17 protein-coding genes are annotated in these 16,102 nt (G+C 58.3%); 11 read left to right on the forward strand and 6 right to left on the reverse strand.

Going from position 1 to position 16,102, the window contains the following annotated elements; translation table 11 throughout:
• The first annotated feature begins 18 nt into the window (after positions 1-18).
• Positions 19-921 carry a bestrophin family ion channel gene (locus D6877_RS05745; RefSeq protein WP_024012629.1) on the forward strand — a complete coding sequence of 301 codons (903 nt, stop codon included), beginning with the start codon at positions 19-21 and terminating at the stop codon, positions 919-921.
• Between the two features lie 43 nt (positions 922-964).
• On the opposite strand, the gene D6877_RS05750 is transcribed toward D6877_RS05745, so the two are convergent.
• Positions 965-1,264, reverse strand: coding sequence for a hypothetical protein (locus D6877_RS05750; RefSeq protein WP_130910138.1), 300 nt, complete (start codon positions 1,262-1,264; stop codon positions 965-967).
• Positions 1,265-1,374: 110 nt separating this feature from the next.
• Here D6877_RS05750 and D6877_RS05755 point away from each other — a divergent pair, with 110 nt between their 5' ends.
• On the forward strand, positions 1,375-1,986 hold the full coding sequence (locus tag D6877_RS05755) for a transferase (RefSeq protein WP_130910139.1): 612 nt from the start codon (positions 1,375-1,377) through the stop codon (positions 1,984-1,986).
• Positions 1,987-2,273: 287 nt separating this feature from the next.
• Positions 2,274-3,281 (forward strand): LysR family transcriptional regulator, encoded by a 1,008-nt coding sequence (locus D6877_RS05760; RefSeq protein WP_130910151.1) that lies wholly within the window; start codon positions 2,274-2,276, stop codon positions 3,279-3,281.
• On the opposite strand, the gene D6877_RS05765 is transcribed toward D6877_RS05760, so the two are convergent.
• Positions 3,278-3,739 (reverse strand): Rid family hydrolase, encoded by a 462-nt coding sequence (locus D6877_RS05765; RefSeq protein ID WP_039759017.1) that lies wholly within the window; start codon positions 3,737-3,739, stop codon positions 3,278-3,280. The genes D6877_RS05760 and D6877_RS05765 overlap by 4 nt on opposite strands.
• A gap of 214 nt (positions 3,740-3,953) precedes the next feature.
• On the opposite strand from D6877_RS05765, the gene D6877_RS05770 reads away from it, so the two are divergent.
• The gene (locus tag D6877_RS05770; protein WP_039758866.1) at positions 3,954-4,346 is read left to right on the forward strand and encodes an AraC family transcriptional regulator; all 393 of its coding nucleotides are present in this window, start codon (positions 3,954-3,956) and stop codon (positions 4,344-4,346) included.
• 319 nt (positions 4,347-4,665) lie between these two features.
• Here the strand turns inward: D6877_RS05770 and D6877_RS05775 are convergent, their stop codons facing one another.
• On the reverse strand, positions 4,666-5,052 hold the full coding sequence (locus D6877_RS05775; RefSeq protein ID WP_125926132.1) for a cupin domain-containing protein: 387 nt from the start codon (positions 5,050-5,052) through the stop codon (positions 4,666-4,668).
• Between the two features lie 71 nt (positions 5,053-5,123).
• Complete coding sequence (locus D6877_RS05780) at positions 5,124-5,948, reverse strand: AraC family transcriptional regulator (RefSeq protein ID WP_130910140.1); 825 nt, start codon at positions 5,946-5,948, stop codon at positions 5,124-5,126.
• A 186-nt stretch (positions 5,949-6,134) separates the two neighbouring features.
• Here D6877_RS05780 and D6877_RS05785 point away from each other — a divergent pair, with 186 nt between their 5' ends.
• Together D6877_RS05785 and D6877_RS05790 are read left to right on the forward strand one after the other, a co-directional pair.
• Positions 6,135-7,118, forward strand: coding sequence for a helix-turn-helix domain-containing protein (locus D6877_RS05785; protein ID WP_130910152.1), 984 nt, complete (start codon positions 6,135-6,137; stop codon positions 7,116-7,118).
• Positions 7,119-7,211: 93 nt separating this feature from the next.
• Complete coding sequence (locus tag D6877_RS05790; protein ID WP_016774365.1) at positions 7,212-8,339, forward strand: mechanosensitive ion channel family protein; 1,128 nt, start codon at positions 7,212-7,214, stop codon at positions 8,337-8,339.
• A 36-nt stretch (positions 8,340-8,375) separates the two neighbouring features.
• Here the strand turns inward: D6877_RS05790 and D6877_RS05795 are convergent, their stop codons facing one another.
• On the reverse strand, positions 8,376-10,295 hold the full coding sequence (locus tag D6877_RS05795) for a tyrosine-protein phosphatase (RefSeq protein WP_130910141.1): 1,920 nt from the start codon (positions 10,293-10,295) through the stop codon (positions 8,376-8,378).
• Between the two features lie 347 nt (positions 10,296-10,642).
• Here D6877_RS05795 and D6877_RS05800 point away from each other — a divergent pair, with 347 nt between their 5' ends.
• The 4 genes from D6877_RS05800 to D6877_RS29345 all read left to right on the forward strand — a co-directional run bounded on the left by D6877_RS05800 (position 10,643) and on the right by D6877_RS29345 (position 13,851).
• Complete coding sequence (locus tag D6877_RS05800) at positions 10,643-12,181, forward strand: class I SAM-dependent methyltransferase (RefSeq protein ID WP_130910142.1); 1,539 nt, start codon at positions 10,643-10,645, stop codon at positions 12,179-12,181.
• A gap of 280 nt (positions 12,182-12,461) precedes the next feature.
• Positions 12,462-13,343, forward strand: coding sequence for a manganese catalase family protein (locus D6877_RS05810; RefSeq protein WP_122881919.1), 882 nt, complete (start codon positions 12,462-12,464; stop codon positions 13,341-13,343).
• Entirely contained in the window at positions 13,336-13,698 is a 363-nt protein-coding gene (locus D6877_RS05815) for a hypothetical protein (protein WP_130910144.1), read from the forward strand. The genes D6877_RS05810 and D6877_RS05815 overlap by 8 nt, the downstream gene beginning before the upstream one ends.
• A gap of 12 nt (positions 13,699-13,710) precedes the next feature.
• Positions 13,711-13,851 (forward strand): hypothetical protein, encoded by a 141-nt coding sequence (locus D6877_RS29345; RefSeq protein ID WP_156089134.1) that lies wholly within the window; start codon positions 13,711-13,713, stop codon positions 13,849-13,851.
• A 22-nt stretch (positions 13,852-13,873) separates the two neighbouring features.
• Here the strand turns inward: D6877_RS29345 and D6877_RS05820 are convergent, their stop codons facing one another.
• Positions 13,874-14,305: a DNA methylase gene (locus D6877_RS05820; protein WP_130910153.1), complete on the reverse strand. Its 432-nt coding sequence runs from the start codon at positions 14,303-14,305 to the stop codon at positions 13,874-13,876.
• 160 nt (positions 14,306-14,465) lie between these two features.
• Between D6877_RS05820 and D6877_RS05825 the strand changes: the two genes are divergently transcribed.
• Positions 14,466-16,049, forward strand: a complete 1,584-nt coding sequence (locus D6877_RS05825; protein ID WP_130910145.1) for a sensor domain-containing diguanylate cyclase — start codon at positions 14,466-14,468, stop codon at positions 16,047-16,049.
• Positions 16,050-16,102: the final 53 nt, after the last annotated feature.

A 16,102-nucleotide genomic window follows, 5' to 3' on the forward strand; every position in this document is an offset into this window, starting at 1 on the left:
TCGCCACGAGGTTTCCGTTTGAAAGCTGCCATCGTCAAAAAATACCGTCTGATCATCAAGACCCTGGGTTACGTGGGCTGGTCTTTGTTCTGGTTGCTGCTCTGGGACATCGCCGTCACTGTCGACTTCATGCTGTTTCTCAACGCCAAGCTGAACCTGCCGTTGATGCCGCTGACCTTGCTCGGTTCGGCGTTGATCGTGTTGATCAGTTTTCGCAACAGCAGCGCTTACAACCGCTGGTGGGAAGCGCGGACGCTGTGGGGGTCGATGATCAACAATTCCCGCAGCTTTGCCCGGCAGGTGCTGACGCTGCTGGACGACGCAGGTGGCGAGGTGAACCCGGTCAAATCGACGCTGTTGCGCCGCCACGTCGCTTACGTGAATTGCCTTGCCGCGCATCTGCAAGGCCAGCCTTGTCCCGACGAGGTGCGGGCGTTTATTCCCGCCGAAGAGTTCGCCCGCAGTGGCACAACCAATAACTTTGCCAACGATATCCTCACCGGCTCGGCGACTTTGCTCGCTCGCGAATACAAGGCCGGGCATCTGGACAGTATTCGTCTGGCGCGGCTTGAGTCGACGCTGGTGGACTTGTCCAACAGCCAAGGCGGCATGGAGCGGATCGCCAATACCCCGCTGCCCTACCCTTACGTGTATTTTCCACGGCTGTTCATTTCGCTGTTCTGCCTGATCGTCCCGATAGGTCTGGTGGAATCCCTCGGCTGGTTCACGCCGCTGGCGTCGACCGTGGTCGGGTTCATGCTGCTGGCCATCGAACGCATCGGCACCGATCTGCAGAGTCCGTTCCGCCACAGCGAACACCAGATTCAAATGGAAGCGCTGTGCGAAACCATCGAAAAGAATCTGCAATCGATGCAGCGTGATTCGTTGGGGGATGTGCGCAGGGTTGAGGAGCCCGCTTGAGGCGCTGCCTTAGCAGCAGCGCTTTTCATCAGATGCGCAGCGGCTATTGACGAGTGTCCGCCTCCTCGGCCGGGTAAAACTCGCCCTGTTTGCCCATTTCTTCGAGTCGTTCGCGCGCTACCGCCTCAACACGTGCCACTGCTTCTCGATCATCAGGGTCAACTAACTGCAAGCACAGGCGTCGGACATTCTGATCATGGGTACCCTCGCTGAGCATTTCGTGGGTGAAGACTTGTTCAGCACGCCATAGGCATAACTGGGTATGGGTCCCGCCGAGCCATATCTCGTTGATTGATCCAAGATCAGTGGTTGCCAGTTGATCCACGGTGATTGTCTTATCCATTGCGCCGTACCTTGAAAATGCTTGTACAGGTACGACTGGCAGGCATAGGGAGTCGTTCAAGTCGTCGACAGTCCACCCACGCCCCACTCTCACTTGTTCGGAAGATTCTTATGAAATCGCCAAAAATCGAAGATTACATCGCTCAATGGCCATTACTGGGCGTGGACTCCGCTGCCCCTTGGGCGGTGGTTCAGGATTGCGAGAGCCGGATTCTGGAATTGCTTGAAACGCTCGGCCCGGGATACCGGCGCCACGATAATTGCGCCGTTCATGAAACCGCCATCGTCGAGCAAGGCGCCGTTCTCAAAGGCGCAATCATCATCGGCGCGGGCTGTTTCGTAGCAGCGGGCGCTTACCTCCGTGGAGGCGTTTACCTGGGCAGAAACTGCATCGTTGGCCCCAGCTGCGAGCTGAAAAGTACCTTCATGCTCGATGGCAGCAAGCTTGCCCACTTCAACTTCGTCGGCGATTCATTGATTGGCGAAGCGGTAAATATTGAAGCCGGCGCGATCATCGCCAACTATCGTAACGAACTGGACGGGGCTGATATCAGGATCCGCCATGAAGATCAGGTGATCGACACAGGCGTCAGCAAGTTCGGAGCGCTGGTGGGTGACGGCTGCAAGATTGGCGCAAACGCTGTGATTGCTCCTGGCGCTTTGTTGCGGCCCCACACACGTGTTCCTCGTCTGGGGTTGATTGATCAGTTTGCTTATGAGTGAAACCAATTTTGGCGAGAGTACGTCTTCGGCCAATGGCATCCATCTTCATAGGCGCGTCCGTTATGCCCGCTTTCATAACATCGATTTTTCCTGGCCCAGATCCCAAACACCTCTTGCACAAAGGATGACCGCTTTGGGCCGAAATCGGCCAATAGCAAAAATCCGACCTTCGCCACCCCACCGACTGACACCTTGTTCAATCAGAATGCTTGGGCAAAGTCTGCTTGTGCACGCGATTTCTTGGTTCACCTCCAGCCATTTCGTATGATGAGCAATCTAAGTTTGGGATGCTTGGCGTGAAACCGTCATCAAAAAAAGCTTTAACCACTCCGCCCGTACCAACCGGCGTCACCCAGAATTTAAGCGATGCTGTAAGTCAGCTTTCTTGGGACGACTTGCGAATCATCAAAACGCTAAGCGAATGCGGTAATAGAGCCACGACAGCGAAACGGTTGGGGATCAATGTATCCACCGTATCGCGTCGCGTGGCTCAAGTGGAAAAGACACTTGGGGTCGCCCTATTTGACCACCGTCGCTCTGGGTACATGCTCACGCCAGAAGGCATCGAGTTAAGGGCGCTCGCCGAACGCGTCGAGCTTGATATCGTCAGCGTTACACGTCGGGTTTCTCGGGCAGGTCAAGGGCCACAGGGAAAGCTTCGGATCACTACCAGCGACTCCCTGCTTTTGTATTTCCTCACGCCGATCATCGCCGACTTCAAGGCGCTTAATGAAGGAATTGCCATCGAGGTGCTGGTCGGCAACGAGACGTTAAGTCTCGCCCGCGATGAATCTGACGTAGCGGTAAGAGCGACCAAAAAACCTGCCGAAAGTCTCGTCGGGCGCAAGCTCGCTTCGATCGCATGGGCGCCTTATGGCAGCATAAAACACGCGACTACTACCCCCTTCGCAGAAGGCCAGCGATGGGTGTCGTATTCCGCAGGATTATGTGGACTGAAGGCCAAAAGCTACGTCGAAGACAGAATCGGCGCCGACTGTATTTCTTATCGTACGGACTCCGTCGCGGCCGCGAGCGTCGCCATTGCGGCAGGACTTGGTTACGGCTTTCTTCCGTGCATGCTGGGAGACATTACGCCTGGGTTAACACGCGTAGGGCCAGTTGTGCGCGAACTACAGGACGAGCTCTGGCTGCTTACGCATCAGGACATTCGAAAGTCATGGAGAGTCAAAGCATTCATGACTTTTTGTGCAGCAGCCGTAGCGCATCAAAAGCCTTTGATCGAAGGGCAATTGGATCTCCCGGTTGCGCAGGGCGAAACCGGGAGCGTCTCTTAGTCGGCGCGAGATCCGATGACAGCTTTGCAGACAATTTCAATCAGCTGTGAACGTTGAGCCAACCTGGATACACCGATGATATTGCTCGCGCACTGTGGCCGCTCAGTGCGATATGCGGCTTTGCGCACATCACCTACGACGGCGAATGCCGCGTCCATATCCAATACGTACAGCGTTTCTTCGACGACATCATCAAGGGTTGCTCCATAGAGCGCGAGCAGCTTGGCGATATTGTCGTAGGAGGCGCGCATTTGCTCTCCTATCGACGAGAAATCGCTGGGTTTACCCTCGCTATTCAGGGGCGCGGGAGCAACGAGATTACCCTCCTCATCGTGGTTGAACTGACCCGAGATATAGATCTCGTTTCCGACTTTTCTGGCCTGGGGATAGCCGTAGCCCTCCTCCCATGAGACTCCCCAGTAAGCGGTGTTTTTGCCGTGCGGTTGTGAGGCAGCCATTGCTTTCTCCTTGCAGATGACGAATCGAATGATGTCGATTCGAGTTGTCGGGAGGCAAAGGCTAGCATCGGGAACGCGACCGGGAATGTGCATTTTTGCGCCTCCAGTAGCGCAAAATTGCGCCCCCATCCCGTCGCGCCTTCCGTTAGATTTTTCCCATCGACTGACCGCTGGATTGAGCTGATCAACCGGCTAATGGGAAAAAGGAATCAGGATGAACAAGGAAACATGCGCGTCCTCACAAAAGGATCCGGCTAAACAAACCGGACAATTGAAACCCTGGCAGATCCAGCGCGCCAAGCAGCTGATGCTCGATAACCTGGACGCACATATCTCCGTGGCAGCTATCGCACAGGCGTGTGCGCTGTCGCGCAGCCATTTCACTCGTCAGTTCAAAAAAAGCACTCTCGTCTCACCCAAAGAATGGATGCGAGAGCAAAGGATTCTACGGGGCAAGCAGCTGCTTCAGACGTCAAGATTGTTGGTTGCAGAGATCGCACTAGAATGTGGTTTCTTTGATCAGTCTCACTTCAGTCGAACATTTGTGCAAACCGAAGGTGTGACTCCCAGGGCTTGGAAACAGAACAGTCAATCGCCTGCGCTGTGATTTGATGAGCTGCATAACGGGGCTAATTCGTACTTGCAGATTTAACCCCAGAATGCTGCGAATGGAGATAACAGAATCAGTCCGCCGACGACAACTGCCCAACCCCATGCTAAACCACTCTCTACCTTGAAACGGCCGTCATTCATTAAGTCCAACACGAACACGCCAATCCGATGACCTATCAAATCGATAATCAAGTCCATGGTCCTTTCTCATAACAATCTTTGCATGAGAAGTCAGAACCCGCTTTTAACTCATAGCTGCTGGTCAGGTCAGCAATTGCAACTCTGCGCAGACATTGCACAGGATGTGCGTTGGATTATATCCAGACGTCGTTCAAAGCCGTTCTTTCGCCATCTTCATGCCCCGTGTTCAAGATGCCTCGCGGCTCGATCATCATCAGCTTGGCTTCACCTTGGGCAGCCGTGCGATGTTCCACGCCGCGGGGTACCACATAGAGTTCACCTGGATTCACATAGACGCAGCCTTCCAGCAGATCAATGCGCAAGGTGCCTTCCAAAACAAGAAATGCTTCATCGGTCTCAGGATGCGAGTGCCAGATGAATTCGCCTTCGATTCGCACAACCTTGAACTGGTAGTCATTCATCTCTGCCACAACCCTGGGACTCCATTGTTGTTCGATCAGCGAAGCCTTATGTGCCAGGTTTACAGGAACTGATGAATATTGATGACGGAGCTCTGCCATGACGAATCCTCTGTGGTTGAAGTCGCCAGCCTATAGAGCAAGGAATAGGGTCTCTTGTACGATCCTGCAACTCAGCGTGCGGCGCGCAATCGTTCCAGCCAGCGCATGGGCGGGATGCCGTAACAGCGGGTGAAATGTCGCGTCATATGACTTTGATCGTGAAACCCCGCGACGAGCGCTGCATCGACCAGGGTAAAACCTTCAACCACCAATGAGCGGAACCGGTCCAGGCGGCGCAGGGTGACAAATCGGTAAGGACTCGTACCGTAAAGCGTTCTGAAGTCGCGTGACAGGCTCCAGCGTTCGCGCCCGCTGGCACACTCGAGCATCTCCAGCGTGATGCATGAATCCAAGTGTTCCAGGATGAACGCTCTGGCACGCTCGGCTGCGCGGTAATCCAGGCGCTTGCGCCCGCGCGGCTTGCCCGCGACGGCACGCAACGCCATTGCCAAGTCATACAGCGCGTCCTGTTGCTCCAATGCTTCCAGCGGATGATCCACTGCTTGCACAAATGTTTCACTGGCATGGAACAGCCGTGGGTCGTTTGAAAGCCCCCCCGTGATAAAAGGCAAGGGCTCGCCACCCAGGATGTTTTGAATCATTGCCGGATCAATGTAAGCCATCCGATAACGAAAGCCTGCATCAGTCCCGGCCATACCATCGTGAAGTTCGTCTGGATGAAGCACGAGCGTATTGCCGGGGATACCGTGGCGCAACGAGCCTACATAGTGAAAGCTCTGGACGCCCGCCAACGTGCGGCCGATGGAGTAGGTGTCATGTCGATGAGGATCGTAGCCGTGGCTGCCGAACCACGCTTCAATACGCTCGATTCCTCCTGGTTGAACACTGCGGATGACCCAGTCAGTGCTGTCTGGTTGGCCTTTTTTCCTATCCATGAATGCGTACGTTCCCGAGTCTGTTCGGTCGTGGTGATCCGTCTGCCGAGAATATACAAGTGCAAGTATTGACTGTCTGCTTTTGCCTGAAAGCAGTCCATGGTTCCAGTCCTGTCACTGAACCGTCACGCCTGTTCCCTAGGCTCTACCAGTCTCTGCCATCGCCCCAAGAGCCCGCATTCCAAAATGCCGCCCATCACCGCCACCTCCCCACCCCGCCAAAAAATCATCCTGCGCTCCGACAACCTCACCTCTTCCGACTTCGGCGCCCTGTTCTCCAGGCTCTTCGGCAACCGCTACGCCGATACTCCGCCGCCACCTTCCAACATCATCATCGGCGGGGTCTACGGGCGGCACGACGGGGTGAGTTTTCGGCGTATGCATTACCACGGCGACTTCAGCGTCGCCCTCCCCGATCCGCAGAACGAAATCACTTTCGTCATCCCCACCGCCGGCAAGATCGTTTTCAACCACGTCACTGAATCCATTGGCATGGCGCGCATCGGTCTGGCGATCGACAAGTCGGATATCCGTTCGATGCGCTTTATTGATGATCACGCGCATCACGGCATTTCGATCAATCGTCTGCAGCTCACCGAGCGGTTGTCGGCGCTGCTGGAGAAACCGGTCGTGCAGAAGATCGTGTTTGAGCCAAGCGTGGATCTGAATACCCCGGCATTTCAGGGCCTCAAGGCGTTGATCGATCTGGCCACGGGCACTGAGTTCGATGCCTTGATCAACAGCGGCACGCTGATGCCGTCACGGTTGCGCGAGATGTTGATCGATGCGGTGCTGGAGGCGTGGCCGCACAATTTCACCGAGGCATTACGGGGGCCGGCGCCGTGTGTGGCGCCGCGACATGTGAAGGTGGCGATGGAGTTTATTCAGGCGCATCCGCAGCAGTTGGTCAGTGGCGTGGATCTGGCGCGGTTGAGCCATGTCAGCCAGCGCGCCTTGCAGGAGGGCTTTCGACGTTTTGTCGGGATGCCGATCGTCGCGTATCAGCGCCAGGTGCGTTTGCAGCGCGCCTATGAGGCGCTGGTGCGCGGGAATGCAGGCTCTGTGACGGAGGTGGCGTTGCGCTTTGGCTTCTGCAATGTCGGGCGCTTTTGTCAGTATTTTCAGAATGCTTACGGCGTAAGCCCAACGGAGTTGAAGGCCAGGCGTTGACCATTCGGTCCGGCGAAACCTGCATTTGATTGAACAGCAGGAATCTCAGGGCGACTAACCCCAGACAGGTCACTTGGCGAAAAGGGGGTTTCCATGACCGAGGATTTCATCGGCTTTTTCACGGCTCACACGATTTTAGGAATTTCACTGGCGAACTGGGTACTGGCGTTCCTCGCCGCGACACTCAGTTATCTGCTGACCACCACGGCGATCCGTTTCGTGTTCCGCAAGGTGCAGGCCCGGGCCAGCGCCGGCAATGGGCATCTGACCTACATGGCCAGCGAAGTGCTGGCGGCGACCAGCACCACGTTGCTGCTGTTGGCATCGATTCTGGTCGGCATCGGTTTGCTGGATTTGCCGGAGCGCTGGCTCGGCCGGGTCAGCAGTTTATGGTTCGTGGTGGCGGCGTTGCAGGTCGGCCTGTGGACCAACCGCGCCTTGGCGCTGGGGCTGCATCGGTATTTCTCGCGGCATAACGCGACCGGCACTTTTCAGGCGAGCGCCCTGGCGACCTTAAGCCTGTGGGGCGTCAAGGTGTTGCTGTGGGCGGTTATTCTGCTGGCGATGCTGTCGAATCTGGGCGTCAACATCACTGCATTCGTCGCCAGCCTCGGTGTCGGCGGTATCGCGGTGGCGCTGGCGGTGCAGAACATTCTCGGCGACGTGTTCGCCTCGCTGTCGATTGCCGTCGACAAGCCGTTTGAGGTGGGTGATTTCATCGTCGTCGGCACGCTGGCCGGTACGGTGGAGCACGTCGGTCTGAAGACCACGCGCATCCGCAGTCTCGGCGGTGAGCAGATTGTCATGGCCAACGCCGACATGATCGGCAGCACCATTCAGAACTACAAGCGCTTGCAGGAGCGTCGGGTGGTGTTCGAGTTTCGTCTGACTTACGAGTGCACCAGCGAACAGATCCGCCAGATCACTCAACGCGTTGAAAGCATCATCAAGAACGAAAAACAGGCACGCTTCGACCGTTGCCATTTCCGCAGTTTTGGTGAGAGCGCGCTGGAATTCGAGACGGTATATATCGTTCTGGACGCCAGCTACAACGTCTACATGGACGTGCAGCAACGCATCAATCTGGCAATCATGGAAGCGGTGGCCGAACTGGACGCGACGTTCGCCTTCCCGGCGCGCACCGTGCATGTCGCCTCGCTGCCCGAACCCAGCGCGCAGCCGGCACGCACACAGCAACCTTCGCGTGCGCAGCATGCTTGAGCGCAAGAGCCCGGCAATTTGCCGGGCTCGCTATGTTCAAAACGCGTAACTGGCCTTGAGTCCGCCATTGAAACCATGGCTGTCACCGCCACCGTTGGCCCCGACCTCAGCGCCTACACTCAGGGCGCCGAGGTTGGCCATCAGATTAACGCCGCCGCTGAACTGGTCGCGATTGTCGAACGCCGCGCGCTGCTCGATATCCAGCCCCAGCAGGTGGCCTTCGCTGTCGACTTGCTGATCGCCGAGCGCACGTTCATAGCCCACGCGAACACCCGGGACCAACTGCCACGCACCCATCGTCACCGGGGCAAATGACACGTCGAGATTGGCCACCGCGCTGCGGCGGGTCTGCTTGATGCCATCGACGTCGAGCGCCAGCTCACTGCCCTTCTCTTTGAAACCTTGCAAGTCGAGATGACTGACGCGAAAGCCCAGGCTCGGTTCGAGAGTCACGCCGTTGAGCGGTGCGCGATAACCCAGCGCCAGGGTCGCGCCGGTGAGGTTGCCATGGCTGTCGCCTTTAGCTGTGCCGAGGCCACCGCCAAGCTCGCGTTTGCTGTCGTAGTCGACATAACCGGCGCTGGCGTTGGCATCGACAAACATCCCGCGCTCAAGGCTGGTGAGGCCGTAACGCACACCGAGGTTGAGGAAGGTGAAGTCCGTATCGGCCTCGCCACCCGCGCCGCCCACGCTGCCCTTGCTGTAGCCAAAGCTGCCGCGCGCGCTGAGTTGTTCGCTGAAGCGCTGGGTGATGCCGAGCATCAAGCCCTGGCTGTGCTCGTTGCTGCTATCGGCGTGGGCTGAGCCGTCGGTGCCGACGTAGCTGGCGAGCGCGGTGCTCCAGAGGCGGTATTGGCCGACCTTCAAATCGCTGCCGCTGGCGAACGGCGCGGCGGCTTGTTCGATCATCGCGTTCTGCCGTAGCAGGTAGCTGGCCGCATCGGCGTGGACCTGACCGCCGACCTGCGATTCGACACCGCCCAGAGTGCCGGCGTCGATCGCCGATTGCAGGTAGTCGTTGTAGGCGCTGTAGGTGCCGGACAGCTCGGAGTTCTGCAACTGCCGCAGCAATTCGGCACCAGCGGCGGCGTTGCCGACCAGCCCGGCCTGCCCCGGCAAGCTGTTGTACTCGACCAGTTTGCCGCGCAGTACGTAAATGGTTTCCTGGGACAGACCGAGGCCCTGCTTGAGGTAGTTGTCCATGCTGCCGTACTCAGCGGCGACCTGGTCGAGACCGGCCTGCAGGTAACTGGCCTGCACCCCGAGCAGCGGCCCGTAGACAGCGGCCATGCTCGGCGGCAGCGCTTTCAGGGTCGCGGCGACACGGGCGGCGGTGTAGTCGTTGGTCGCCAGATAATTGGCCATGATCGTCGCCTCATCGACGCCAGCGATGCTCTGCAACACGGCGGCGGTCCAGCCGGTGCGATCCTTGCCGGCGGTGCAGTGGAACAGCTGCGCAGCGTCGACACTGGCCAGCTCATTGAACAACTGGCCGAACTGCCCGCGCATGCCGGCATCGCTGACGAAAGCGCGGTTGGTTTCCTCCATCATTGCCACCGCTTCGGCGGCGCTGTGGAACGAGATATTGGTGATGTTCGCACCCGAGGTGGTGCTGCCAATGATGTCGATATTGCGATAGGCCGCGCCCGTGATCATCGTGTCGGGCGTAGCGGCAATTTCGCTGGGCGTGCGCAAGTCGTAAATGGCTTTGATGCCGAGCCCATTGAGTGTCGCCAGATCCGCCGCCGACGGCGTCAATGCGTTGGAGCGGTAGAACACGCCGCTGCGCATAAAGCCGTCGTGGGCGGTGGAGTACGCGGTGGTGATGCCGGCGATGTCGCGAAAGTTGTCGATGCCGGACAAGCGCGGCGTATCAAGGATGACAGGCTCGGCCGCGTGGGCAGCGGCGATGGACAGGCTCAGAACGGACAGCGAACACAGAAGACGTTGGAACACAGTGCAGCCTCATGAAATCAGCGTTGGGCTGGTCACTATGGGCAGACGAGTGGGAGGGAATATGACAGTTTCGGCTGGCGACAAAATGCCTGCGCGAATGGGCCGTGGGGTGCGTGATCGGTCCACAAATCTCGAAATTGTTGAGGATCCCTGTGGGAGCGAGCCTGCTCGCGAAATCGGTGTGTCAGGCGACTCGATTGAAAATGGAAAAAAGCTTTCGCGAGCAGGCTCGCTCCCACAGGGGTATTACAGTGGACGTGGGAAAGTATCCGGTTTTTCTACTTGTCGCGCGCAATCACAACCCCTTATAAGACTGCCATCACTTTCAAGAACAAGAGGCTGTACCCATGAGCAACGCCTGGAACGAAGGTTATTTCACCGACGAAGGCTACACCTACAGCTATAGCCGGGAGATCAATCCGGTGTTCCTGCGTTACTGCCTGTTGTTGCGCGGGTTCGCCACGCTGGAAAGCAACGACGGCGTGCACTGCGAACTGGGCTTCGGTCAGGGCGTGTCGATCAACATCCACGCCACCGCCAACCCGGGTTCGTTTGTCGGTACGGACTTTCACCCGGGTATGGCGGCCCATGCCATCGACCTCGCGACTGCCGCCAACAATGGCGCGCGTCTGTATGACGACAGCTTCGAACAACTGCTCGCACGCAACGATCTGCCGCAGTTCGACAGCATCAGCCTGCATGGCATCTGGACCTGGGTCAGCCGCGACAACCAGAAGCTGATCGTCGAATTCGCCCGCCGCCACCTTAAACCGGGCGGCATGCTCTACGTCAGCTACAACTGCTTCCCCGGCTGGTCGCCGTCGGCGCCGCTGCGCAATCTGTTCAGCCTGCATGACCGTTTCGCCAATGCCTCGGCGCGCTCCGATGAGCGTATTGACGCCGCACTGGAGTTTTCCGAAGCGTTGCTCGCGGCCAATCCGAAGTATGCCGCTGCGGCACCGAGCCTCGGCGCGCGGCTGCAGAGCATCAAGGGCCAGGATCGTCACTACGTCGCCCACGAATATTTCAACCGCGACTGGAACTGCATGTACTTCGCCGACATGGTCGACGCGCTGGCCCCGGCCAAACTCGACTACGCCACCACGGCAGTGCCGCTGGACTCGGTCGACCCGCTCAACCTGAGCGCCGAAGGCATGGACTTTCTGGAAACCATCGAACACCCGATCATGCGCGAGCAAGCGCGGGACTACTTCGTCAACCAGCACTTCCGCCGCGACCTGTACGTGCGTGGCGCGACGCGCCTGTCCGCTGCCGAACGCCGGGCGAGAATGCTGCACAGCCGTTTCGCGTTGCTGCAAGCCTGGGAAACCGTGGCGGGCTCGGTCACCGGTCCTGCCGGCGAAGCGACCCTGCAAGCGGAAATCTACGGCCCGGTGCTCGATGCCTTGGCGGCGCAGAACTATGCGGCCAAATCAATGCGCCAATTGCTCTCCGAGACTGCAATGGCTTACGACGACCTCGAACAAGCCCTGGCCGTGCTGATCGGTATGGGCGCTGTCGCTCCGTGCCAGAGCGAGGCCGCCGAGTCGCAGGTCAGCGGTCGCTGCGCCGCGCTCAATCTGCAACTGTGCAAACGCTCACTGTACGGCGCCAACATCCAGACCTTGGCCAGCCCGGTCACCGGTGGTGGCGTGACGGTCAGCCGCTTCCAGCAGTTGTTCCTGATCTCGATCAAACAGGGCAAACAGCAGCCGGCCGAATGGGCGCAACTGGCGTGGGGGGTGATCAGCGAACAAGGTGAAGTGCTGGTCGACAATGGCCAGCCGCTGCTCACCGCTGAAGCCAACATCGCCGCGCTGACCGCACAGGCGCAGGTGTTTGCCGAGCAAACGCTGCCTGTGCTGAGGGCGCTTAAAATCGCTTGATTGCAAACGAACCAAGGTGGGAGCGAGCCTGCTCGCGAAAGCGCTGGATCAGCCGCCAAATCGGTGGCTGACGTACCGCATTCGCGAGCAGGCTCGCTCCCACATTGGTCGAGGTACGTGGCTAAGCCAACCGTCCTGTTTACGGAACTTTCCGCCCTCTGCCGCCCGTCCTGCCACTCGGCAAAAAACGAAATTTCTGCTGCGCGCCCTCCTCACAACTATGCATGCGCCAACGCCCACAAGGGTCGAGGCGCGATAGCCTGGTCTGAGGAAAATTTGAATGTTCATACATAACAAGCGACTTCAGTACACCGTTCGAGTGGCCGAGCCCAACCCGGGTCTGGCCAATCTGCTTTTGGAACAATTCGGGGGCGCCAATGGCGAACTGGCCGCGGCAGCGCGTTATTTCACCCAAGCCTTGGCCGAGGAAGATCCAGGGCGCAAAGACCTTCTGCTGGACATTGCCACTGAAGAGTTGAGCCACCTTGAGGTGGTTGGCTCGATCATCGTCATGCTCAACAAAGGCGCCAAGGGCCAACTGGCAGAGGGCGTTCAGGAGGAAGGCGAGCTGTACCGCGCACTGAATGGCGCCGGCAATGACTCGCACATCACCAGCCTGCTCTATGGCGCAGGCGCGCCTCTGGTCAATTCCGCTGGCGTACCGTGGACGGCGGCCTACGTTGACTCGATCACCGAGCCGACCGCCGACTTCCGCTCCAACATCGCAGCCGAAGCGCGAGCGAAAATTCTCTACGAACGCTTGATCAACATCACCGATGATCCGGGCGTCAAAGAGGCGCTGGGCTTTTTGATGACGCGGGAAATCGCCCATCAACAGTCCTTCGAAAAAGCCCTGCATTCGATCCAGCCCAACTTCCCGCAGGGCAAACTGCCGGGCATGCCTGAGTTCACCAACAAGTACTTCAACATGTCCGGCGAGCCAAATGTGCGCGGTCCCTGGAACGAGGGCGGTGCGTGGGAGTACGTGGAAAACCCAGAGCCGGCAGTCGACGGCGGCGATGGTCTGGCGACGGTCAGCCTCCCTGCTGACGACGCAGAGGTCCTGGAAGCCATGAAGATCCGCACGGCGTCTGACCCACTCAGCGAGCCGGTGACCGGTGCTGATCTGGGCTCCGGTTACGTGCAAGGCAAAGATGTCTGAACCCCGTCCGGCGGCCCCGGATCGGGGTCGCCACTTGCTCAAGGTGATCAACATGAAAAACAGCAAAGTCTCGGCACTGACCTCTGAACATTTTCAACGTTTGATGGAGCACGCATACGCCGGTTTTGAGCTGGACTGCAAACAGGCCTGTCGGGGATTGAAAGTCAGCATGGCGGTGAATGTTTTTGGCCTGGGCACCCTGCTGCCGAACAATTTCGCCGAGGAGACTGCCGTTCCGCCAGCAGGCGAACATCCAGCCGTCGACGACGCCTTGCCCACGATGCCGGTGGTCGCCAAGCGCGTAATGGCGCAGCGCAACCGTTCCATCGATGTGGCTGAAAGTTTTCATCGGTAACAGGAGCGCGACATGAGAACTGATAAAAACCTGAGCTTCCCCTCAAGCCTGAGCGTAGCCCCGGGACTCCAGTTTCTGCTGGGCTGTGCGATATTCGCCGGCGGAACGCTGATCCTGATGAGCGAACTGGCGGGAACCTTCTTTGCGATGTGAGCCTTGGTTTGCTATCGGGCCTTCAAAACAGCACCGCAGCCGCTTCTCTCATGAAGATCTCAACGGTCTTCGGCCCGATCCCCTCGAATTCGGACAGGCGCTTCTCCAGCGCCTTACGATCCGCGCTCGCCGCCACGATATTAGTGACCTTACCGGCGTACTCGCTGTTGAGCTTGTTGGCCAGCGCGAGCAGTCGCGACGCCGTGCTTTCATCGTAACGAACGTAACGCGCCTGCCCCAGCATCGACACCAGTTGACGGTGTGAACACTGCGCAAGCTTTTGCGGCGTGTCTTTTTGATGCTGCTCTACTATGACTTGATACGCCTTCGCTGCGATCGCGCCCTGAATCCTTTTGCCCATCAGAAAACTCGCCAGCAGCCATTTGAACAGGCCGGTTTCGTTGGCGTTTTGCAGGTCGATGTTCAAGTCACCGGCGGTGATGATTTCGCTCACAAGTCTCACCTCAAGGCGCGCTTCAATTACAGATGTTGACCGGGCATGACTTTGAACGATCCAATGGCCGCCGCCTGACCATGCCAATAAATTGAATCCCCAGTGGAAAAGGATGGTCATCTTTCAGTAGATGAGAGATGACAAGCATAAGGATCTTTGAATGCTCGGTCGTAAAATGCCCGAAACCAAGGGGCATGACGCCGCAGAAACGGCTCCCATCAAAGCGGCGAGTGATATCGCTGCCTTCCGCCTGACCGTGATTTTCCTGCTGACGGTCATTCTGGCGTTTCTCGGTGTGGAAGGATGGCGCACCTGGCGTGACTATCATGCGGCCTTCTCGTCGGCGCGCGATTCGGTCACCAACCTCGCTCGCGCAACCGCGCAGCATGCCGAGGACGCTATCCGCCAGGTGGACGTATTGACCGCCGCCCTGGGCGAGCGCGTTGAAGGTGACGGCTTGCAAAACATCGACGTACCACGCATCCACAAGTTGCTGGTCCAGCAAGCCAAGTTGATGCCGCAGCTGCATGGGCTGTTCATCTACGGCCCGGACGGGCACTGGATCGTCACCGACAAGGAAAACATACCGGACCCGGCGAACAACGCCGACCGCGATTACTTCCAGTATCACCGCACTCACACCGATCGCAACGTGCGCATCGGAGATGTCGTCACAAGCAAATCCACCGACGACCTTATCATCCCGATTTCCCGCCGCTTGAATAACCCGGACGGCTCCTTCGCCGGCGTGCTGCTGGGGACGATCAAGGTCAGTTATTTCGTCGACTATTACGGCGATTTCAAGATCGACGACAAGGGTGCCCTGGTGCTGGCGCTGCGCAACGGCACCATCCTCGTGCGTCGTCCCTTCATCGCTTCGGTCATCGGTCAGAGCCTCGCCGACAGTGAGGTGTTCAAGAACTACCTGCCCTTTTCCAACCAAGGGATCGCCGAGGTGAAAGCCATCGTCGACGGCACCGAGCGCTTGTATGGCTACCGCGCGCTGAGCACGTACCCACTGGTGGTGGAAACCGGACTTTCGCGCGAATCGATCATCGCGCCGTGGCGCTGGGATCTGATCAAAACCGGGTTTGTGCTGTTGTCGGTAATCATCGCATTCACGGTCTTCGGCTTGATCGTCTTGAGACAACTGCGCCAGCGAATGGTGATGGAAAAGGATTTGCGTCGGGCACACCAAGCCATGAAAGACATGGCTCTGACCGACAGCCTGACCGGACTGGCCAACCGTCGGCGGCTGGACACTGCACTGCTTGACGAGATTCGCCTGGCCAGACGCCAGGGTTCGTCGATCTCACTGATCATGCTCGATGTCGATCACTTCAAACTCTACAACGACAGCTATGGGCACGCGGCAGGTGACGATTGCCTGAGCGCCGTCGGCCAGGCGATTGCGCATGCGGTAAAAAGACCGGGAGATCTGGCCGTGCGCTATGGCGGCGAGGAGTTTTCCGTGTTGCTGCCCAATACCGATCTTCGTGGAGCAGCGCTTGTCGCTGAGGAAATTCTCGAGGCCATTCGATCCTTGAGGCTCGAGCACAGAGCTCATCCGCTGGGCCACGTCACCGCCAGCGCGGGTATTGCGGTCGGCAAACCCGCCGAACAGGAGGTGAGCCCCGCCATGCTGATCGATTCGGCCGACAAGATGCTTTATGCGGCGAAGCAGCACGGCCGGGATCGTTATTGCAGTGGCGGGGACAGCGGCTTGGAATGCGATGGACCGTGAAGGTCAATTGGTCCGGCTGACCACCCTGATATGTGTAATCCCTACCCGCTCGG

This window comes from Pseudomonas sp. Sample_9 (assembly GCF_004307535.1).
In the GTDB taxonomy this organism is placed as follows: domain Bacteria; phylum Pseudomonadota; class Gammaproteobacteria; order Pseudomonadales; family Pseudomonadaceae; genus Aquipseudomonas; species Aquipseudomonas mercuritolerans.